Annotated in this window: 22 protein-coding genes and 1 riboswitch; of the genes, 5 read left to right on the forward strand and 17 right to left on the reverse strand. The window is 64.4% G+C overall.

Annotation, left to right across the window (positions count from 1 at the left end; all coding sequences use genetic code 11):
* Positions 1–199 precede the first annotated feature (199 nt).
* The 16 genes from hisD to JMY24_RS29655 form a co-directional block, all read right to left on the reverse strand.
* Positions 200–1,522 carry a histidinol dehydrogenase gene (gene hisD / locus JMY24_RS29580; protein WP_201703402.1) on the reverse strand — a complete coding sequence of 441 codons (1,323 nt, stop codon included), beginning with the start codon at positions 1,520–1,522 and terminating at the stop codon, positions 200–202.
* Positions 1,523–1,583: 61 nt separating this feature from the next.
* On the reverse strand, positions 1,584–2,282 hold the full coding sequence (gene hisG, locus JMY24_RS29585) for an ATP phosphoribosyltransferase (protein ID WP_128588609.1): 699 nt from the start codon (positions 2,280–2,282) through the stop codon (positions 1,584–1,586).
* Positions 2,279–3,541, reverse strand: coding sequence for a UDP-N-acetylglucosamine 1-carboxyvinyltransferase (gene murA, locus JMY24_RS29590; RefSeq protein WP_128595911.1), 1,263 nt, complete (start codon positions 3,539–3,541; stop codon positions 2,279–2,281). Before murA ends, hisG begins: the two co-directional genes overlap by 4 nt.
* Before the next feature lie 111 nt (positions 3,542–3,652).
* On the reverse strand, positions 3,653–3,892 hold the full coding sequence (locus tag JMY24_RS29595; RefSeq protein ID WP_006052280.1) for a BolA family protein: 240 nt from the start codon (positions 3,890–3,892) through the stop codon (positions 3,653–3,655).
* 14 nt (positions 3,893–3,906) lie between these two features.
* Positions 3,907–4,671, reverse strand: coding sequence for an ABC transporter permease (locus tag JMY24_RS29600; RefSeq protein WP_128592149.1), 765 nt, complete (start codon positions 4,669–4,671; stop codon positions 3,907–3,909).
* Complete coding sequence (locus JMY24_RS29605) at positions 4,668–5,600, reverse strand: ABC transporter ATP-binding protein (protein WP_128595909.1); 933 nt, start codon at positions 5,598–5,600, stop codon at positions 4,668–4,670. Before JMY24_RS29605 ends, JMY24_RS29600 begins: the two co-directional genes overlap by 4 nt.
* A 195-nt stretch (positions 5,601–5,795) precedes the next feature.
* Positions 5,796–6,089, reverse strand: a complete 294-nt coding sequence (locus tag JMY24_RS29610; protein ID WP_128595910.1) for an STAS domain-containing protein — start codon at positions 6,087–6,089, stop codon at positions 5,796–5,798.
* A complete protein-coding gene (locus JMY24_RS29615) occupies positions 6,086–6,718 on the reverse strand; it encodes an MlaC/ttg2D family ABC transporter substrate-binding protein (RefSeq protein WP_201703404.1) in 633 nt (210 codons plus the stop codon). The genes JMY24_RS29610 and JMY24_RS29615 overlap by 4 nt, the downstream gene beginning before the upstream one ends.
* A 114-nt stretch (positions 6,719–6,832) precedes the next feature.
* Positions 6,833–7,888 carry an MlaA family lipoprotein gene (locus tag JMY24_RS29620; protein ID WP_201703405.1) on the reverse strand — a complete coding sequence of 352 codons (1,056 nt, stop codon included), beginning with the start codon at positions 7,886–7,888 and terminating at the stop codon, positions 6,833–6,835.
* Between the two features lie 11 nt (positions 7,889–7,899).
* Positions 7,900–8,442: an outer membrane lipid asymmetry maintenance protein MlaD gene (gene mlaD, locus JMY24_RS29625; RefSeq protein ID WP_128592100.1), complete on the reverse strand. Its 543-nt coding sequence runs from the start codon at positions 8,440–8,442 to the stop codon at positions 7,900–7,902.
* A gap of 87 nt (positions 8,443–8,529) precedes the next feature.
* Entirely contained in the window at positions 8,530–9,297 is a 768-nt protein-coding gene (gene mlaE, locus JMY24_RS29630) for a lipid asymmetry maintenance ABC transporter permease subunit MlaE (RefSeq protein WP_128595913.1), read from the reverse strand.
* Positions 9,298–9,305: 8 nt separating this feature from the next.
* On the reverse strand, positions 9,306–10,127 hold the full coding sequence (locus JMY24_RS29635; RefSeq protein WP_128592102.1) for an ABC transporter ATP-binding protein: 822 nt from the start codon (positions 10,125–10,127) through the stop codon (positions 9,306–9,308).
* A gap of 93 nt (positions 10,128–10,220) precedes the next feature.
* On the reverse strand, positions 10,221–11,333 hold the full coding sequence (gene thiE / locus JMY24_RS29640) for a thiamine phosphate synthase (protein WP_201703406.1): 1,113 nt from the start codon (positions 11,331–11,333) through the stop codon (positions 10,221–10,223).
* On the reverse strand, positions 11,330–12,145 hold the full coding sequence (locus JMY24_RS29645; protein WP_201703418.1) for a thiazole synthase: 816 nt from the start codon (positions 12,143–12,145) through the stop codon (positions 11,330–11,332). The genes thiE and JMY24_RS29645 overlap by 4 nt, the downstream gene beginning before the upstream one ends.
* A gap of 36 nt (positions 12,146–12,181) precedes the next feature.
* Positions 12,182–12,379, reverse strand: coding sequence for a sulfur carrier protein ThiS (gene thiS, locus JMY24_RS29650; protein ID WP_020070630.1), 198 nt, complete (start codon positions 12,377–12,379; stop codon positions 12,182–12,184).
* Positions 12,380–12,450: 71 nt separating this feature from the next.
* On the reverse strand, positions 12,451–13,581 hold the full coding sequence (locus JMY24_RS29655; RefSeq protein WP_201703407.1) for an FAD-dependent oxidoreductase: 1,131 nt from the start codon (positions 13,579–13,581) through the stop codon (positions 12,451–12,453).
* A gap of 218 nt (positions 13,582–13,799) precedes the next feature.
* Positions 13,800–13,923: riboswitch (TPP riboswitch) on the reverse strand.
* 350 nt (positions 13,924–14,273) lie between these two features.
* Between JMY24_RS29655 and JMY24_RS29660 the strand changes: the two genes are divergently transcribed.
* The 5 genes from JMY24_RS29660 (at position 14,274) to JMY24_RS29680 (ending at position 19,168) form a co-directional block, all read left to right on the forward strand.
* Positions 14,274–16,025 (forward strand): ABC transporter ATP-binding protein/permease, encoded by a 1,752-nt coding sequence (locus tag JMY24_RS29660; protein WP_128595915.1) that lies wholly within the window; start codon positions 14,274–14,276, stop codon positions 16,023–16,025.
* Entirely contained in the window at positions 16,022–16,897 is an 876-nt protein-coding gene (locus JMY24_RS29665; RefSeq protein ID WP_201703408.1) for an SDR family NAD(P)-dependent oxidoreductase, read from the forward strand. Before JMY24_RS29660 ends, JMY24_RS29665 begins: the two co-directional genes overlap by 4 nt.
* 237 nt (positions 16,898–17,134) lie before the next feature.
* The gene (locus JMY24_RS29670) at positions 17,135–17,596 is read left to right on the forward strand and encodes a hypothetical protein (RefSeq protein WP_128595917.1); all 462 of its coding nucleotides are present in this window, start codon (positions 17,135–17,137) and stop codon (positions 17,594–17,596) included.
* 85 nt (positions 17,597–17,681) lie between these two features.
* Positions 17,682–18,323 (forward strand): hypothetical protein, encoded by a 642-nt coding sequence (locus JMY24_RS29675; protein WP_193414915.1) that lies wholly within the window; start codon positions 17,682–17,684, stop codon positions 18,321–18,323.
* A gap of 101 nt (positions 18,324–18,424) precedes the next feature.
* Complete coding sequence (locus JMY24_RS29680) at positions 18,425–19,168, forward strand: response regulator (protein ID WP_128592005.1); 744 nt, start codon at positions 18,425–18,427, stop codon at positions 19,166–19,168.
* A 112-nt stretch (positions 19,169–19,280) separates the two neighbouring features.
* On the opposite strand, the gene JMY24_RS29685 is transcribed toward JMY24_RS29680, so the two are convergent.
* Positions 19,281–19,949 (reverse strand): flagellar basal body L-ring protein FlgH, encoded by a 669-nt coding sequence (locus JMY24_RS29685; RefSeq protein ID WP_128592007.1) that lies wholly within the window; start codon positions 19,947–19,949, stop codon positions 19,281–19,283.
* Positions 19,950–19,989 lie beyond the last annotated feature (40 nt).

The following is a 19,989-nucleotide window of genomic DNA, read 5'->3' on the forward strand; positions in this document are numbered from 1 at the left end:
GTTGTCGATATTGGATACGAATTCGTCAAACGGGAGTTGCGCGGTAAGTGGCGGACCGTGCGGCATCAATGCATCGGCTTGATGCCGGTCCCTTCGTGCGGCGGTTCGCGGCGCCGGGCACTCGAACTGCCTGGGCCGCCCGGATCGCCCGGCTGGTCAGCTGGTTGGCCGCGTAGCCGCTTTGCCGCTCCAGCCGCGCTCAGCCGCTATGCCGCATCCGGTACTCGGCGCTGCGCGCGTGCGCCTGCAAGCCCTCGCCATAAGCGAGTTCGGCGGCGATCTCGCCGAGCGTCTGCGCGCCTTCCGCGCTCACTTCGATCACGCTCGAGCGCTTGAAGAAATCGTAGACGCCCAACGGCGACGAGAACCGTGCGGTGCGAGACGTGGGCAGAACGTGGTTCGGCCCCGCGCAGTAGTCGCCGAGACTCTCGCTCGTATAGCGGCCGAGGAAAATTGCGCCCGCATGGCGAATCAACTGCCCCCACTGATGCGGCTCCAGCGCCGAAATTTCGAGGTGTTCCGGCGCGATGTCGTTGGCGATCGCGCAGGCTTCCGCCATGTCGCGCACCTTGACGAGCGCGCCGCGCCCTTCGAGCGACGCCTGGATCACGTCCCGGCGCGGCATGGTGGGCAACAGTTCGTTGATCGCATCGCTCACGCGGCCGATGAACGCGTCGTCCGGGCACAGCAGAATGGACTGCGCGAGCTCGTCGTGCTCGGCTTGCGAGAACAGGTCCATCGCGACCCAACGCGGATCGGTCGTACCGTCGCACAGCACGAGGATTTCGGACGGCCCCGCGATCATGTCGATGCCGACGGTGCCGAACACGCGCCGCTTGGCCGACGCCACATACGCATTGCCGGGACCGCAAATCTTGTCGACAGCGGGCACGGTTTGCGTGCCGTACGCAAGCGCGCCGACGGCCTGCGCGCCGCCGATCGTGAACACTCGATCCACGCCGCCGAGCAAGGCCGCCGCGAGCACGAGCGGGTTCTTCACGCCGTCCGGCGTGGGCACCACCATGACGATTTCGCGCACGCCGGCCACGCGCGCCGGAATCGCATTCATCAGCACCGACGACGGATACGCTGCCTTGCCGCCCGGCACGTAGATACCCGCGCGATCGAGCGGCGTGACCTTCTGGCCGAGCACGGTGCCGTCGGATTCCGTGTATTGCCAGCTATGGCTGCCGCACTCGATCTTCTGCTTCTCGTGGTAACCGCGCACGCGCGCCGCCGCGGCTTCCAGCGCCGCGCGACGCTTCGGCTCGAGACCTTCGAGCGCCGCATCGAGTTCAGACATCGGCAGCTCTAACGCCGCAACGCTGTTCGCGCTCAGACGGTCGAAGCGGTTCGTGTATTCGAGCACCGCCGCGTCGCCGCGCGCCTTGACGTCGCTGAGAATCTGCGCGACCGAGCGCTCGATTGCTTCGTCTTCGCTCGCCTCGAACGCGAGCACCGCGTGCAGCGACTTGTGGAAGTCACGAGCGGTGGAATCGAGTTTGCGAATCTTGATAGACATACGGGTATCCGTTTCGGTAAGGCGCGCTTTAGAGCCAGGTCACACGGGCTCGATCCAACTGTCAGACCGCGGCAAGGCCGGCTTTCGTCGCGCGTTCGAACGCGTCGAGAATCGGCCGCAATGCGGCGCGCTTGAGCTTTAGCGCCGCCTGGTTCACAACGAGGCGCGACGAAATCTGCATGATCTCCTCCACCTCCACGAGATTGTTAGCACGCAACGTGTTGCCCGAACTGACCAGATCGACGATCGCGTCCGCGAGACCGACGAGCGGCGCCAGTTCCATGGAACCGTACAACTTGATCAGGTCGACGTGAACACCCTTGGCGGCAAAATGCTCACGTGCGGTCTCGACGTACTTGGTTGCCACGCGCAAGCGGGCGCCCTGGCGCACCGCGTTCGCATAATCGAAACCCGCCGCGACCGCGACCGACATGCGGCAGCGCGCGATATCCAGATCCACCGGCTGATACAGCCCGCTGCCGCCGTGTTCGAGCAACACGTCTTTGCCCGCCACGCCGAAGTCGGCCGCGCCGTATTCCACATAGGTCGGCACGTCCGTCGCGCGAACGATGATCACGCGCAGATTGGCGTCGGTGGTCGGCAGAATCAGCTTGCGCGAAGTCTCCGGGTCTTCGGCTACTTCGATGCCGGCTGCGGCCAGTAGCGGCAGCGTTTCCTCAAAGATACGCCCCTTCGACAAAGCAAGCGTAAGCGGCGCGCTGACCGCCGGCGAGCTCGACGTTTGCGGCATCGAACTCATGCCTGGCTCCCGGCGATGCGGCGCACCTTTGCGCCGATCGCGTTGAGCTTGGCTTCCATGCGGTCATAGCCGCGGTCCAGGTGATAAATGCGGTCGATCAGCGTCTCGCCTTCCGCGCGCAATGCAGCGATCACGAGACTGGCCGACGCGCGCAGGTCGGTTGCCATCACCTTGGCGCCTGAGAGCTTGTCGACGCCGGTCACGAGCGCGGTCTTGCCGTCCGTTGTGATGTTGGCGCCGAGGCGGTTCAACTCCTGCACGTGCATGAAGCGATTTTCGAAGATCGTTTCGACAACCTGCGCCTTGCCGTCCGCCACCGTATTCAGCGCCATGAACTGCGCCTGCATGTCGGTCGGAAACGCCGGGTACTCGGACGTGCGGAACGACACGGCATTCGGACGCTTGTCCATGCGCACGCGCATCCAGTCATCGCCTTCTTCGATTGTCACGCCCGCTTCGCGCAATTTGTCGGTCACCGCTTCCAGAATCTGCGGACGCACATGGCGCAAGGTGACGTCGCCGCCCGCCGCGGCCACCGCGCACAGGAACGTGCCTGCTTCGATCCGGTCCGGAATCACGGTGTGCTTCGCGCCATGCAGCTTGTCCACGCCCTGAATGACGAGGCGGTCAGTGCCGATGCCCTCGATCTTCGCGCCCATCTGCACGAGCAGATGCGCTAGGTCGCCGACTTCGGGTTCGCGCGCCGCGTTTTCGATGACCGTCTCGCCATCCGCAAGCACCGCTGCCATCAGCAGGTTTTCGGTTCCGGTCACCGTGATCATGTCGGTGATGATGCGTGCGCCCTTCAGACGCTCGGCGCGCGCTTCGATGAAGCCGTGCTCGATGGTGATCTCAGCGCCCATTGCCTGCAGGCCCTTGATGTGCTGATCCACCGGGCGCGCGCCGATCGCGCAACCGCCGGGCAGCGACACGCGCGCGTGGCCGAAACGCGCGACCAGCGGGCCGAGCACGAGGATCGACGCGCGCATGGTCTTCACCATCTCATACGGCGCGACGAGGTTGTCGACCTTCGATGCGTCGAGCGACACGCGCCCGTTGCCGCTTTCGATGCGCACGCCCATCTGGCCGAGCAGCTTGAGCATCGTGCGCACGTCCTGCAAATCGGGCACGTTATCCAGTTCCACCGGCTCCGCGCTCAGCAGACTCGCGCACAGGATCGGCAACGCCGCGTTCTTCGCGCCCGAGACAACGACCTCACCCGACAGCGGGTAGCCACCTTCAATGACGAGTTTGTCCATGCCTGTCTGTTCCTGATCGACCCGGACTTCAGCCGGGACTGCTTTGATTGTGTTCGACGCGCCGCTGCCGGCGTCGCGCCCTTCCTGAGTAATTCGCACTAAATTTCCAGATTACGCGTTCTGCCATTCGGCGGGCGTCAGCGTTTTCATGCTGAGCGCGTGGATTTCTTCGCGCATGCGGTCGCCGAGCGCCGCATACACGAGTTGATGACGCTGGATCAGCCGCTTGCCCTCGAAGCTCGGGGAAACGATGGTCGCAAAGAAATGCTGACCGTCGCCTTCGACTTCGAGATGCTGGCAAGCGAGTCCAGCGGCGATGTATTGCTTGACCTGTTCGGGAGTCGGCAACATGAGAAAAGCTCCTGTCAGTGGCGCAGTTTGTAGCCGGACGCGAGCATGCGCATCGCCACCACGGCCAGCACCACGAAGAAACCGGCGACGATCGCGAGGCTCACGAGCGGATTGATATCCGACATCCCGAAGAAACCGTAGCGAAAGCCGTCGATCATGTAGAAAAAAGGATTGAGCCGCGACACTTCGCGCCATACCGGCGGCAGCGTATGTGTGGAGTAGAACACGCCCGAGAGAAACGTGAGCGGCATGATCAGAAAGTTCTGGAACGCGGCGAGCTGGTCGAACTTCTCGGCCCAGATGCCCGCGATCAGACCGAGCGTGCCGAGAATCGCAGCGCCGAAAATGGCGAACAGAATGATGTAGAGCGGCGCCGTGAAACTGATCGGCACGAACCAGATCGTCACGATGAACACGCCGAAGCCGACCGCGAGCCCACGCGCGACCGCCGCGAGAACGTAAGCACCGAACATCTCGTAATGCGACAGCGGCGGCAACAGCACGAACACCAGATTACCGGTGATTTTCGACTGGATCAGCGACGACGAACTGTTCGCAAACGCGTTCTGCAGCACGCTCATCATCACGAGTCCAGGAATCAGGAAGCTCGTATATTCGACGCCCGGATAAACCTGCACATGGTCGCGCAATGCGTGGCCGAAAATCGTCAGATACAGCAGCGCGGTGATGATGGGGGCCAACACCGTCTGGAACGACACCTTCCAGAAGCGCAGGATTTCCTTATAGAACAGCGTGCCGAAACCGCTATAGCCGCTCATGCGAGCCCCTCGATCACTTCGGGACCGTTCATCACCTGAACGAAAACGTCTTCGAGGTCGGCTTTGCGGACCTCGATTTCTTCGAATGTGCAACCCGCCGCGCGGCATTGCGCAAGAATTCTCTCGACCTCGTCATAGCTCGTGAGACGCAGCAAGTGCTGACGGCCATTGCCGTTGCCCGCGCCGCCCTCGGCTTCGAGCGGCCGCAGTTCGGCCGGCAACACGCCTTGCGCGAAGCGCACGAACAACTGCATGCCGGCGAAGCGTTGCAGCAAGGTGCTCGTGCGATCGAGCGCCACCACTTCGCCGCGACGCAGCATCGCGATGCGGTCGCACAGCGATTCGGCCTCTTCCAGATAGTGCGTGGTCAGCACGATGGTGTGACCTTCCCGATTCAGGCGCGAGATGAATTTCCACAGCGTCTGGCGCAATTCGACGTCGACGCCGGCGGTCGGTTCGTCGAGCACGATTACCGGCGGGCGGTGCACCAGTGCCTGCGCAACCAGCACGCGGCGCTTCATGCCGCCCGACAGTGCGCGCATGTTGGCGTCGGCTTTGTCGGTGAGATCGAGATTGGCCATGATTTCGTCGATCCACGCGTCGTTGTTGCGCAACCCGTAATAACCGGACTGGATACGCAACGTTTCGCGCACGGTGAAGAACGGATCGAACACGAGTTCCTGCGGCACCACGCCGAGTGCGCGGCGAGCCGCGCGGAAGTCGCCGACCACGTCGTGGCCGCGCACGGCGATGTTGCCCTCGTCCGCGCGCGCAAGGCCCGCGAGAATGCTGATGAGCGTTGTCTTGCCCGCGCCGTTCGGACCCAGAAGCCCGAAGAACTCGCCTTCTTCCACTGAGAGGCTGACGCCCTTGAGCGCCTGCAAGTCTTTGTAGCGCTTTTTGACGTTACGAATTTCTATGGCTGACATGACAGTGCGCCGCGTGCGGCGCGGCGCTTAAAGGAGCCCTGGGCGGGCGCACGAATGCGGGAAAGAAACGGAATTGGGGCCGGTTAGGCGGTCCGAACCGCGCCCCAAAAAACGCTTGATTATAGGGCAAAAAGCAGAGGCCCTATCTCAGTAGCGGGGAGTGCGGAGCGGCGCGATGAACGCGTCAGGCGAGCGTCAATGTCGCGCCGACAACAGCGTATCGACGCCGTAGGCTTGCGCAAGACTGGCAAGGCCAGCCGGCAGATTGAGGATCTGGAGGGCGGCGCCGCGAGCCTGAGCGGCTCGCTGCCATGCGAGGAGCACGGCGAGCGCCGACGAATCGAACTGCGTAAGCGGCGCGCAATCCACCGCGCCCGCGCCAGCGGCGATCCGCTCGAGACCCGCCGCAAGCGCGGCATTCGCGCTCGCATGGGTGAGCGTCGCGCCGCTCGCGAAGCGATTGACGACGGGGCTCAGCACTTCGCTCACGACTGCTTGCCCGCGGCGAGCTGCTGGTTGCGCTGCGTGAGGAACTGGATCAGCCCGTCCACGCCCTTCTGCTGGATCTGCTCGTTGAACTGCTGCTGATACGCCTGGATCAGCCACGCGCCGAGCACGTTGATGTCATAAACACGCCAGCCTTGCGGCGTCTTGTAGAGACGATAGTCGAGCTGGATCGGCGAGCCGTTGTTCATCACGACGGAGCGAACCACCGTGTCGGTGTCGTCAGGGTTCATGCGGAACGGCTTGTACTGGATCTGCTGGTCGCGCACCTGAGCAAGCGCGCCCGAATAAGTGCGGATCAGCAACATCTTGAACTGCTCGACGACCTGGTTCTGCTGCTCAGGCGTCGCCGTGCGCCAGTTGCGGCCCATCGCCAGCTGCGTGGTGCGGCGGAAATCCGTGTACGGCAGGATCTTCTGGTTGACGAGCAGAGTGATGTGCGAGATGTCGCCCTGCTGGATCGACTTGTCCGCGCGCACCGCGTCGATCACCTGCTGCGTGACCGTTTTGATCAGCACGTCCGGCGCGCTACTGTCGACGGTTTGCGCGGATGCACCAACACTTGTGAACGAGAACAGCGCAGCAAACAACGGAATCAGGAAAAATTTTTTCATATCGAGCCTTGCGTAAAAAATAGTGCAACCGTTTGAACCGACATTAACACGCGAGTTCAGCGGCAATCCATGCGCAAACTGCGAGAGTCGTATCGATCTGTTACGGCCACGCTGTCAGCGCAATTTGAATGACGGGATGTTGAACCGCGTGGGCGGCACAAGCTGGCCCGCCGGGATCTGCGTAGTTTCCGGGCCGCCGTTCAGATCGAGCGGCGGAGTTTCCATGCTGCCCGAAGCGGACTCGGGCGCGGCGGCGTTGTTAGCCGTTCCGGTTCCCGAAGCGGCTTGCGGCGGCGTCGCGGCGCTTGCACCCGACGCGGCCGACGCCTTTGCGGCAGCACCGCTCGTTCCAGCAGCGCCCGCCGTTCCTGTCACCGCGCCTGCCGGCGCACCGGCGGCCGTGCCGTCGACGTCTTCGTATTTCGGCAGCGGCGCTTCGTCGCCATAGTTCGGTAACGCCTGCGACTGCTTGCCGTCCGACAGCAGATACTGACGCCGCTGCAAATATGCGTTACGCACGAACGAATACTTGTCGAGCGCGGCGCCTTCCAGCACGTCGCTCGCGTTAAGCAGATTCGCGCGCGTATTGACGATGTTCAGGCCATACAGCGCCCAGCTCAAACCCGCCGGATCGATATAACTGAGCGGATTCACATAGTAATTGCCGATGGAACCCACCGCGTCGCGCACCGTGCTCGGCCCGAACAGCGGCAGCACCAGATACGGACCTGCCGGCACGCCATAGTGGCCGAGAGTCAGGCCGAGGTCGTTGTCGTGCTTGGGCAGCTTGGCGAGCGTCGCCACGTCGAACAGACCGCCGACACCAAAGACCGTGTTGATCACGATCCGCATGATGTCCTGCACGCCGTCGGTGATCTTCAGCTGCAGCAGGTTGTTGGCCGCGATGTAGACGTCGCCGATATTCGAGAAGAAGTTCGTTACGCTGTCGCGAATCGGCTGCGGCGTGATGAACACGTAACCCTTGGCGACCGGCTTCAGCGCGTACTGGTCGAGCTTGTCGTTGACCGTGAAGATCGTGCGATTCAAGCCTTCGAGCGGATCGCCCTTGGTGGGCGTCTGCACCGTGGTACAACCGGCGAGCAGCGCGGCGGCGACGGCCAGTTTGGCCGCCCGGAAGGCGCCTGCGCTCCCAGCGTGTGAGGTCTGCATTATTGTTCTCCTTATTGACCGGCCGAGCCGGAAGCGGGTAAAGCCGCCGCCGGCGCCGGAGCAGGTGCCGCGGATCCCGCGCCCGGCTTGGACGCCCCCGAATCAGCCGCTTTGCTATAGAGGAACTGCCCGATCAGGTTTTCCAGCACGATTGCCGATTGCGTCATCGAGATCGTGTCGCCAGCTTTAAGCATCTCGGAGTCGCCGCCCGGCTCCAGCCCAATGTATTGCTCGCCGAGAAGGCCCGAGGTCAGGATCTTTGCGGACGTGTCTTTTGGAAACTGGTACTGCTTGTCGATGTCGATAGTAACGACCGCCTGATAGGCGTTGCTGTCGAAACCGATCGAGCCGACGCGGCCAACCGTCACGCCCGCGCTCTTCACGGGCGCGCGCGCCTTCAATCCGCCGATATTGTCGAACTTGAGCTTGACCGGGTAGGTTGCCTGGAACGACAGCGAGCTCATGTTGCCGGCCTTGAGCGCGAGAAACAGCAACGCCACAAAACCCAGCACCACGAACAGGCCGACCCAGAAGTCGAGAGCAGTCTTTTTCATCGTCATCCCAAAGTGAATCTGCCGCGCCGCCGTTACTCCGCCGCGCGCGCCACTGACGCGCCGCAGCCGAAAACATGCAGCGCAGTCTTAGCTGAACATCAGCGCGGTCAGCAGAAAATCGAGGCCGAGCACCGCAAGCGACGCGTACACGACGGTCTTCGTCGTGGCGCGCGACACGCCTTCCGGCGTCGGCTTGGCTTCATAGCCCTGAAAGAGCGCCACGAACGTCACCGCGAGACCGAACACCACGCTCTTGACGACACCCGCGCCCACGTCGCGCCAGACGTCCACGCCGCCTTGCATTTGCGACCAGAACGCGCCGGCGTCCACACCGATCAGCAGCACGCCGACCACGTAGCCGCCTGCAATGCCTACCGCGCTGAAAATCGCGGCGAGAATCGGCATGGCGATAATGCCGGCCCACAGGCGCGGCGCTACCACGACCTTGACCGGGTCGACCGCCATCATTTCCATCGCGGTCAATTGCTCGCCGGCCTTCATCAGGCCGATTTCTGCGGTGAGCGAGGTGCCCGCGCGACCGGCGAACAGCAGCGCCGTGACTACAGGCCCGAGTTCGCGCACGAGCGATAGCGCGACCAGCAGCCCAAGCGCCTGCTCGGAGCCGTAGCGATTCAACGTGTAGTACCCCTGCAGACCGAGCACGAAGCCGACGAACAAGCCCGACACCGCGATGATCACCAGCGAATAATTACCTACGAAGTGGATCTGCTTCGTGACAAGACGCGGGCGGCGCAGCAACGGGAAAAACTCGAGCACCAGGCGCATGAAAAAGCGTGTCGCATAGCCGGCCGTGCCGAGCCCGTCGAGCACCGAGCGGCCGAGCGAGCTGATCAGTGAACCGATCATGACTGACCTCCGCCGACGCCAAAATCCGCCGCCAGCGGCGTCTTGCTCGGATAGTGAAATTTGAACGGGCCGTCTGGCGCGCCGTCGATGAATTGCCGCACCGTCGGGTCATTGGACGCACGCAGTTGCGCGGGCGTGCCCTCGGCGTGGACGCCGCCGTTTGCCAGAAAATAAACGTAATCGGCGATGGCGAACGATTCCGGCACGTCGTGCGTCACCAGAATAGACGTCGCGCCGAGCGCCTGATTGAGCGCCCGGATGAGGTTAGCCGTGATGCCGAGCGAGATCGGATCGAGACCGGCGAACGGCTCGTCGTACATCATCAGTTCGGGGTCGAGGGCGATGGCGCGCGCGAGCGCCACGCGCCGTGCCATGCCGCCCGAAATTTCCGACGGCAGCAGGTCGCGCGCGCCACGCAGGCCGACCGCGTTGAGCTTCATCAGCACGAGGTCGCGGATGAGTTCCTCGGGAAGCTCGGTATGCTCGCGCAGCGCGAATGCGACGTTCTCGAACACCGACATGTCTGTAAACAGCGCGCCGAACTGGAACAACATGCCCATCTTGCGGCGCAGTGCGTACAGGCCTTCGCGCGTCTGTGCGCCGACGTTCTCGCCGTCGAACAGAATCTCGCCGCGCTGGGCGCGCACCAGACCGCCGATCAGCCGTAGCACCGTGGTCTTGCCGCAACCCGAGCCGCCCATGACCGCGACGACCTGACCGCGCTTGAAGCGCAGGTTCAGGTTCGACAGGACGAGCCGGTCGCCGTAACCGAAGTCGACATTGCGCAGCTCGAGTAAGGTCTCGGAGGGGGAAGACACTGACTGACAGTCCTTTTACACGGAAGGCCGAATTATAGGGCCATCATGCAAAAGTTGCCGTGAGGTGCCCTGTCCCTTAACGAATCATCCGGATTATCGCGTAAACCCTTGCTGCAGTGCGGAAACTGCGGCAGCGGGATCGGCTGCTTCTGTCACGGCGCGCACGACCGCGGCGCACCCTACACCGGTTGCGAGCACTTGGGGCAGCACCTGCAGATCAATCCCGCCGATGGCGACCAGCGGCACGACGCCGTCCAGCAGACGGACATAGCGCGCGAGGCGCTTGAGGCCCTGCGGCGCAGTGGGCATCACCTTGGTCGTGGTCGGAAACACCGCGCCCAATGCGATGTAACTAGGACGAAAATGCAACGCCTTCAGAATTTCGTAGAAACCGTGAGTTGAGAGTCCAAGCCGCACGCCGGCCGCGGCGAGCGCCGACAGATCCGCCGTATGCACGTCTTCCTGGCCCAGATGCACGCCGTAAGCGCCCGCATCGAGCGCGGCCTGCCAGTGGTCGTTGATGAAAACCTGCGCGTCGTGCTGGCGCCCCGCAGCCACGCAGCGGGCGATTTCTCGCTGAAGCTCGTCGGCGGGATGGGCGGACTTCCGGCGCAACTGCACCGTTTTCACGCCGAAGCCAGCCACCCGTTCGACCCACTCCGCGCTCGGCAGAACCGGATACAGCCCAAGCCGCTCCGGGCAGCGCGGAAAGGCCTGCGCCGGCGCCTGCGGCAAACCGGCAAGGCGCGGGAAAGTCGCCAGATCGCAGGGGAAAGCGTCACCGTCGGCGTTGGTCCGCGTTTCGTCGCCGTCGCGCCACGCGAGCGCCAGCACGAGCGCGTCGTGCGGATCGAAACCGCAATCGAGAAATGCGGCCAGCGCGGGAATCCAGTCTTCCGCGAGATGCCCTTCAAGACGATATTTTTCGCCGCCCAAGTGCAGCGTGGCCTTGTTCTCGGCGGCTTCGACCACCGCCGCGCCCCTTACCAGCCAGTGCGCCATCTGCTCGCCGTGGCGCGCCGCGTCGGCGAGCACTATCAGGTCGCCGCCGTTCGGCTCGTCCGGCGCGGTCAAACAGATACGCCACGGCGCGTGAGTAGGCGGCCAGTCGCCGAGGCGCGCGCGGATGCGCTCAGTCGCCTCAGTGAGTTCGTCGGCGGGCGGCCAGAACAGGTCGCGGTCTTTCAGAGCCAATGTTTGCGTCATGCGGCGCTCCCGTCCTGATGCCAGAACGGCATGCCGACCACCGGCGTGCTCGCGTGCGCGCTCTCGCGCTCGGCCATCGGTCCCGCCAGAAACGCCTGGCGCCCCGCTTCGACGCCCAGCGCGAAAGCGCGCGCCATCGCGTCCGGATGCGTGGCCTGCGACACGGCCGTGTTCAGCAGCACCCCGTCGAAGCCCCATTCCATCACCTGCGCCGCATGGGACGGCACGCCAAGTCCGGCGTCGACGATGAGCGGCACGTCCGGCAGCCGCTCGCGCAGCACGCGCAAGCCGTACGGATTGATGACGCCCTTGCCGGTGCCGATCGGCGCGCCCCAAGGCATCAGCGCTTCGCAACCGGCATCCAGCAGACGGCGGCCGATCACGAGGTCTTCGGTGCAATACGGCAGCACCTTGAAGCCGTCTTTGACGAGCTTCGCGGCCGCTTCGATCAGACCGACCGGATCGGGTTGCAATGTGTAGTCGTCGCCGATCAGTTCGAGCTTGATCCACTCGGTTTCGAAGATTTCGCGTGCCATGTGCGCGGTCGCCACAGCCTCGCCGACGGTCAGGCACCCTGCCGTATTGGGCAGCAACGGCACGCCATGGCGCTTGAGCAGATCGAAGAAGCCGGCTTCGGCGCCGCCTTCGTTCATCTGCCGGCGCAGCGCGACCGTCACCATGCCGGGCTGGGCGGCGTCAATGGAATCCGACAGCGATTGCAGCGACGGGTAACGCGACGTGCCAAGCAGCACGCGGCTCGCGAAGGGTTGGCCGTACAGCGTGAGCGCGTCGGCGGCCTGTGGGGTAGTCATTTGCATGGTCCTGGTCTCCTGCAATGCGTGGCGGCTTTAGCCGCCGGCCACGGGTTGCACGACATCGAGCTTGTCGCCCGGTTGCAGCGCGCGCGCCGCGTGCTGCGCGCGCGCGACGAAATCGCCGTTCAGCGCGACGGCGAACGGCGGCCGCGCGCCGTAAGCGGCGAGCGCATCGGCGACAGTCGCGCCTTCGGGCAGCGACAGCGGCTTCTGGTTGATGTGAATGTCCATGATGTTCGAATACGTTTCAGTCGATGGCTAAAGCACAAGCGTGCTAACGGCACTGCGGCACGGTTTGGCGCTCATGCCGGCTCCCGCGCGCAGTCGTGCTGGAAAAGCTCGCTCCAGCGCGCGCCGCGCTGCCAGTCCGCGAACGCGTCGGCGTTGCCGATGCGCCCGTCCAGCAGCGCCGCTGCGAAGCGCACGGCTTCGTCGGCGACTTCGGGCACGATCATGTAGCCGTGCCGATAAAGTCCGTTCACGCGCATTGTCTGCGCGCCGTCCCAAAGCAACGCCGGCCGATGATCGGGCAAGGTCGGGCGGCACTGCGAATTCAGCTCGAGAATGCGAGCCTCGCCAAAGCCCGGATGCACGGAAAACGCCGCACTCAGAAGCTCCAGCGCGGAACGCACGCTGACGGGCGACATATCCTCGCCCTCCACCTCGGTCGCGCCGATCACGTAGAGGTCGTCCTGCTTCGGCGCGATATAGAGCGGATAGCGCGGATGCAGCAGCCGCACCGGGCGCGTCAGGTTGATGCCCGGCGCATGCACGCGTGCGACTTCACCGCGAATGCCGCGCAGCGTCGGCAGCACGGGTTTGGCGCCGAGTCCGCGGCAGTCGATCGTGACGCGTGCGGGCGGCAGCGCGCCGTCGCTGACGGGCGTATTCCAGTGGGTCTGAACGCCGCGTTGAGCAAGCCCCGCCGCAAGCGCGCGAAGCACCTGACGGTTGTCGAGCTGGCCCTCGCGCGGCAGGAGCCAGCCCTGGTTGAAGCGTCCCGCCAGCGCGGGCTCGGCCGCGCCGAGCTGGGCTCCGGCCAGCGTGACGAAGCCGCCCTCCAGCAATTCGGCCGGCGCGTTCGAACGCACACGTCTTTCGAACAACGGCGCCTCGGTGCGATCCGCGTGATGCCAGACGACGAGCGTGCCATTGCGCTGAAAGAACACCGGTTCGGGCAGTTCAGCCAGCACTTGCGGCCAGGTATCGAGCGAGGCCGCGCCCAGTCGCGTGATCAGAAGTTCGGCACTCGCGGCTTCGGCAAGCGGCGCCAGCATTGCTGCGGCGACCCACGCGGCGGCTTGCGAACCGGCTGCGTCGCCGCGCTCATAGAGCGCGACGCGATGCCCTTGCCCAGCAAGCCGCCACGCGACGAGACGCCCGCACAGGCCGCCGCCGAGCACCGCGAAATCGGGTTGTGCGGCGTGGCTCATCGTGCGCGCTCCAATTCGATGCAACGGGCAATGGCAATGCAGTGCACGCCACCGGCGACGCGACAAGGAGCAAGAAACATAACTGAAGAATAGGCGGTCATCGAGTCCTTTCCGTACGGCTAAAAAGAAGCGCGTACCCAGGACGAAACCGGCGGGCAAGGCCGGCCAGGCAATAGCGCGCTCCAATGAAGTACGCCGCCCGGCGGGGAATGGAAGACTGGCTGCTTCCGGAAACTTCCCGCGCCGGTATTACCCGGATCGGGTGCAAAGGGTCTCTCTCAGCCTCGCTGCCGCAGCGTGAAAATCACGCCGCTCAAGTGCGAAGCACCCCTGTTTCGTCGAAGGTCATTAGACCATAAAAGGCGCGGCGCTCGCAAACGAGCGGCGCGCGATATCGCACGCGCCTTGATCCGGCACCGCGTTTGGCGTCACCGATATCGGCGGCGCGGCGCTCTGGCACAATGCCAGCAGAGATGGCGCGGCGAATGCGGCAGTACGCCGGGCCCGGCGGCGCGTTGCGGCAACGCATGCACAACACCCGCAGCGTGATCGTCGGGAAAACTTGCGCCGATCATTAATTTTCGCTTAAGGGCTTCGCGCCAGAATCGGCGATCGTACCGGCGGCGCTCGCCGGATGTCGCGACCCGCACAGGCACAACAGCCCGAATGGAACAGCAATCCTCAGGACGCTCATGACAACGAATACATCCGTCAGCCCCGCGCTGCCGCCCGACGAGAAAGTCTCCGCATGGAGCCTGATCAAGCCCTACTGGGTGTCGGAAGAACGCAAGACGGCGTGGGCGTTGCTCCTCGCGATCATCGTGATGAATCTGCTGGTCGTGTGGATCAACGTCCGGCTCAACCGCTGGAGCGCGGACTTCTACAACGCGCTGCAAACCAAGAACGTGCGGGACTTCCCGCATCTGCTGATGGTGTTTTCAGGGCTCGCGTTCGGCTACATCATTCTCGCGGTCTACGGGCGTTATATGCGGCAGATGCTCGGGTTCCGCTGGCGTCAGTGGCTCACCACGCGCTATCTGAACGAGTGGCTGCACGACAGCGCGTTCTACCGGATCGAGCGCGACCGCCTCGCCGACAACCCCGACCAGCGGATCAGCGACGACCTTCAGTCGTTCGCCACCACCACGCTGTCGCTCACGCTCGACCTGCTGTCCACTGTCGTCACGCTGGTGTCGTTCATCACGATCCTGTGGTCGCTCGCCGGCGCACTGACCATCGCGCTCGGCGGCGTACCGCTGCACATCCCCGGCTATATGGTGTGGGCGGCCGCGCTTTACGCGGTGGTCGGATCGCTCGTGATCCAGAAAGTCGGCCACCCGCTCGTGCCGATCAACTATCAGGCGCAGAAAGTCGAGGCGGATTTCCGTTTCGGCCTGATCCGTCTGCGTGAAAACGCGGAGCAGATCGCCTTCTACAACGGCATGGACACGGAGAAGAAAAACGCGCATTCGCTGTTCGGCCGGATCCGCGACAACTGGTGGCAGGTCATGAAGTACACGAAGCGGTTGACCTTCGTGCTGAGCTTTTACGGCCAGATCGCGATCATTTTCCCGCTCGTCGTGGCCGCGCCGCGCTACTTCGCGGGCGCCTTCACGTTCGGCGTGCTGATGCAGATTTCGAGCGCGTTCGGCACCGTCAGCGATTCGTTCTCGTGGTTCATCAACAGTTACTCGACGCTCGTCGAGTGGCGCGCGACCGTGAACCGGTTGCGCGAATTCAAGCGGGTCGTGCATGCGCCGCGTCTGAAGGAATCGGTCTCGCCCGCCACCGCGCACGGCGGCATCAACCTCCATTTCGTCGATGCCGACTCGCTCACCACCGACGGCCTCAAGCTCGCGCTTCCCAACGGCAGTCCGCTGTCGCGCATCCGCGATATCGCGATCGAACCCGGCTCACGGTGGCTCGTGCGCGGCGCATCCGGCTCGGGCAAGAGCACGCTGATGCGCGCGCTCGCGGGCCTCTGGCCGTTCGGCGACGGCTCGATAGACGCGCCGGTCAACGCGCGCATGATGTTCATCCCGCAGGTCAGCTACATGCCGATCGGCACGCTGAAGGCAGCGCTCACCTATCCGTCGGCAGCCGACACTTATACCGACGACGAATGCCGCGAGGCGCTCGTCACCTGCCATCTGTCGCACTACGCGGACCGTTTGCAGGAATCGGGGCACTGGACGCGCATGTTGTCGCCGGGCGAGCAACAGCGTCTCGCCGCCGCACGCGTGCTGCTGCACAAGCCGGACTACCTGTTCCTCGACGAAGCGACGAGCGCGCTCGACGCCGAAAACGAAGCGCGGCTCTATCGCCTCTTCACCGAGCGCCTGCCGAAGGCGGCGATTGTCAGCGTCGCGCACCGCGAATCGCTTGCTGCGTTCCATGACGAGACGCTCGAAGTCGAGCGCTCCAGCGAAGCGGTCGCCGCATGATTTCCGACAGCGACGCGGCGAGCGGCGGCAGCGCGGCTTTCGAGCGCGTCGTACTGATCACCGGCGCGGGGTCGGGAATTGGGGCGGCGCTGGCCCGGCGGCTCGCTGCCCCGCGCACGGCCGCCTTCCAGATGGCCGCTCCGGGGGCAGGCGCCACGCCGAGGGCCGCGCCCTTGACCGGCACCCCACGCATTGCGCTGATGCTGCACGCACGCGGCGCCGATCACGAATCGCGTCAGCGTCTCGCCCAGGTTGCCGCCGATTGCAGCGCGAACGGCGCGGCCTGCGCCACCGTCTTCGGCGACCTCGCCGAGCGAGGCGCGGCCGAACATGTGGTGCACCAAACGCTCGCAACCTTCGGCGCGCTCGATCAACTGGTCGCCAACGCAGGTCACGCGCAACGCCAAACCCTGCAGACACTCGACCCCGACACGCTGAGCGCAGCGTTCGCCGCGATGCCGGCCGCGTTTGCAGCGCTTGTGAAACGCGCCACGCCGGCACTGGAAACGTCGAGGCGCGGACGCGTGATCGCGCTCAGTTCGTTCGTCGCACACCGGTATCGCGCCGACGCGCCGTTTACCGCCACAGCGGCCGCCAAGGCGGCGCTGGAATCGCTCGCGAAAACCGCGGCTGCCGAACTCGCGCCGCATGGCGTGACCGTCAATTGCGTCGCGCCCGGCTATACGCGCAAGGATCGCGGGCCGAGCGCCGATAACGCCGCCGTGTGGACGCACGCGGCCGAGTCGACGCCGCTTGGCCACATCGCCGAGCCGGCCGACGTCGCGGCGCTGATTGCATTTCTGCTTTCCGACGAAGCCCGTCACATCACCGGCCAGGTGATTCACGTCGACGGCGGATTGACCTTGGGTTGAACCACCGAGTCGAACGAGGGACGCGAGCAACTCGCCGGAACTACGGTCGCAAACAACGAAGCGGGCGACACGCGGGCAGCACAACGGCAAGATCCGGAAACACGCGAGAACAGTTCGAAAGCATTTGCGAAGCGGGCGAGCTTTTCCGCCCTTTGAAAAGAGTCCACTACAGCGACGATAGTCGTGCGAGCCCTCCCCTTGGCCCGCAGCCATTCACTGCTAACGGACTCTTCGCTCATGTCACTCGATCGCCGCTCTCCTCATTACACTCACCGCCTCGCGCTTGCTCTCGGCACAGCCATGCTGCTCGCGAGCGCCGCACAAGCAGCACAAACCACTCCGCCGAACGAGCCGGCTGACGTTTGCCCCGCGCTCAGGCACATCGTCGAGGCGTCCGACTTCAAGCAGTTGCATACGCAACCGGCCGCACAACTGCCGGGCGTCGCAAGTGCCGAAGATTGCCGCTCCAACGCGCACGCGTACGATTGCCACTGGCGCGCGCATTGGCAGGCCGACGGAGTGGTCAACGATCCGCTCGAAGAAATCGGCGCGGACATCGCCGCGTGCTTTCCGAACGTCGTGCACGACGTCAATACGCCGACACGCCAGCACTTCGTCGTCACGACCGCCGAGCGCCGCGTCAACGTGACGGCGAGCGTGCAAGGGCAAAACGAATTGCGCCTGCGCGTCACGCGCTAGGCGTCGGGACGATGCGCGTCTTCCTGCGTCCCGCGCATACGGTTGATCTCTGTTGCTCGTCCTCATCGCCACCTGGCTCTGCTTCATGACCTTCCTGCCCGGCACACGCGCTAACGCGTTCACGCAAGCCCCTCGCGCGGCCTGGGTCAGGTTGCGGCGGCCGAGCGCACGGCTCGTCGCCTGTACCACGCTGACAGTGGGACTGAACGGCTGCGCGTGGACGCTGATCCAGGCAGCCGACGCCACCGGCTCCGTGATCCAGGCCGGCTACGCGATTGCCGCCAACTATTCGTCGCCGACCTTTGTGAACGGCCGTCCCGCCGACGTGCGCCATGTTTGCATTGAAGTGAATCAGACGGTGTCGGTGGGCGACTTCGTGCCGGCGCTGCAACTCGCGCTGGATCGGCGCGGCATTCGTTCGGACGTCTACAATCCCGGCACTTCGCCCGCCGGCTGCGAGGCGCGCCTCGTCTACAACGCCGCGATCGACTACGGCCGCCGTTCGTTCAGCGACGAGTCGATCCAGTACCTGTCGATCATCGACCTGACGCTCGTGCAGAACGGCCGCATTCTCGTCACCGCCCGCTATCAGACGGGTGGCCTGAACACCGACCGTTTCTCTTCGGCGTCGACCAAGCTCAATGGACTCATCGACAAGATGGTCGTCGATCAGACCGACTTCAGCCGCCAGACGCTGCAAACGATTCAGACCTCGCAGGTTAATTGAACCGAGCTCATTGCTCTCTCTCATTTCTCTCCTTACGCAGGAAAGGTTTGGAAAGCATCAGCCGCTTTGCTGCGCACGCGCCGATCACTAAGATGATCTGAATGAACCAATCCATTCTGGTCGTCGACGACGACCCTGTCGTACGTGAGCTCGTCAGCCAGTATCTGGAAGGGCGCGGCTTCAAGGTCGCCACGCTCGAGCACGGCATGGCGCTACAGCGCAAGCTTCAGGACGAGCGCCCGGCGCTGATCGTGCTCGACATCATGATGCCCGAGCTCGACGGCATCAGCGCGCTGCGCGCGTTGCGCGTCGCGGGCGACGATATTCCCGTGATCCTTCTCACTGCGCGCGCGGATCCGATCGACCGCGTGATCGGCCTCGAACTCGGCGCCGACGATTACCTCGGCAAGCCATTCGAACCGAGTGAACTGGTCGCCCGGATTCGGACGGTGCTGCGGCGTCGCGGCTCGATTGCGCCGAGTGCACCCGAGCAGCGTGCGCCGTATCGCTTTGGCCGCTTCGAAGTCAACTTCCCGGCGCGCGAACTGCGCCTCGACGGCGAGCGCATCACGCTGCGTTCGAGCGAATTCGCGATGCTCAAAGTGTTCGTCACGCACGCGATGACAGTGCTCACGCGCGCGCAGTTGCTCGAGAAACTGCACGGCAACAGCGAGGCGCATCGCAATCGCAGTCTCGATGTGTCGATCTGGCGCTTGCGCCGTCTGATCGAAGTCGATCCGTCAGAGCCGCGCTATGTGCAAACGGTGTGGGGGCGCGGCTACGTGTTCGTCCCGGACGGCGAAATCGGCGCGGCTGAGCGCGGTCCAACTGCGCTTTCGCAGTAAGCGTGGCGAGAGCGTGGCAAGCGCCGCGGCAACCCGCGGCTCGACTCGGACACGGCGCAGACATAAACAGAGGCGGCGCAAACACGGCGCGCCGCATTGCGCCGTGTCCACGTCAAAAAGTCAGCACGCTGAGAAACATTCGTTGCAGCCAACCCATGGTCGTCGCATCGGAGATCATCCCCACGCCCGCCTGTTCGATGCGCGCATTCGCGACCTTGCTCGAAGCCACGTAGTTACCTGCTTCGATATCCTTAGGATTGATGACGCCCGACAGACGCAGGCGGTCGCGGTTTCCGCTCATCGAAATGATCTTTTCACCCGACACCACCAGGTTGCCGGTGGGCATCGTGCCGATCACCGTGACGGCAAGCGTGCCGGTCATGCCGCTCGCGTCGGTGAGGCTGCCTTGCCCTTTGAACTCGGTGCTTGCTGAGCCGACGTTGAAGAGCCTCGCGAGCCGGGCGGCGGCTCCGCTTGAATGATCGGCGGCATCAGCAGTGATGCTGCTTGCGCGGCTCGCCGCTGCCGTCGAGCTATTGTTGCCGCTATATGACTCCGACAGTCGGATCGTGAGCACGTCGCCAATGTGCTGCGCGCGGGGCGTCTCGTACAGCACCATCAGCGTGCCGGCCTGGTAGATGGCGCCCTGCGTGTTGACGTTCAGCGGCGCGGACACGAGTGGCGGCGCCATCGGCGTTTCGACGATCGACTTCTGTCCGCCGGCGCAAGCCGATAGACCCATCACCGCGCACATGGCGACGGCAAAACGAAGCGTAGGCATTGTTTGACTCCCTGGCCTGATCGGCCTCATCTTCGAGTGC

It is taken from the genome of Paraburkholderia kirstenboschensis, assembly GCF_904848585.1.
GTDB classification, from domain to species: domain Bacteria; phylum Pseudomonadota; class Gammaproteobacteria; order Burkholderiales; family Burkholderiaceae; genus Paraburkholderia; species Paraburkholderia kirstenboschensis.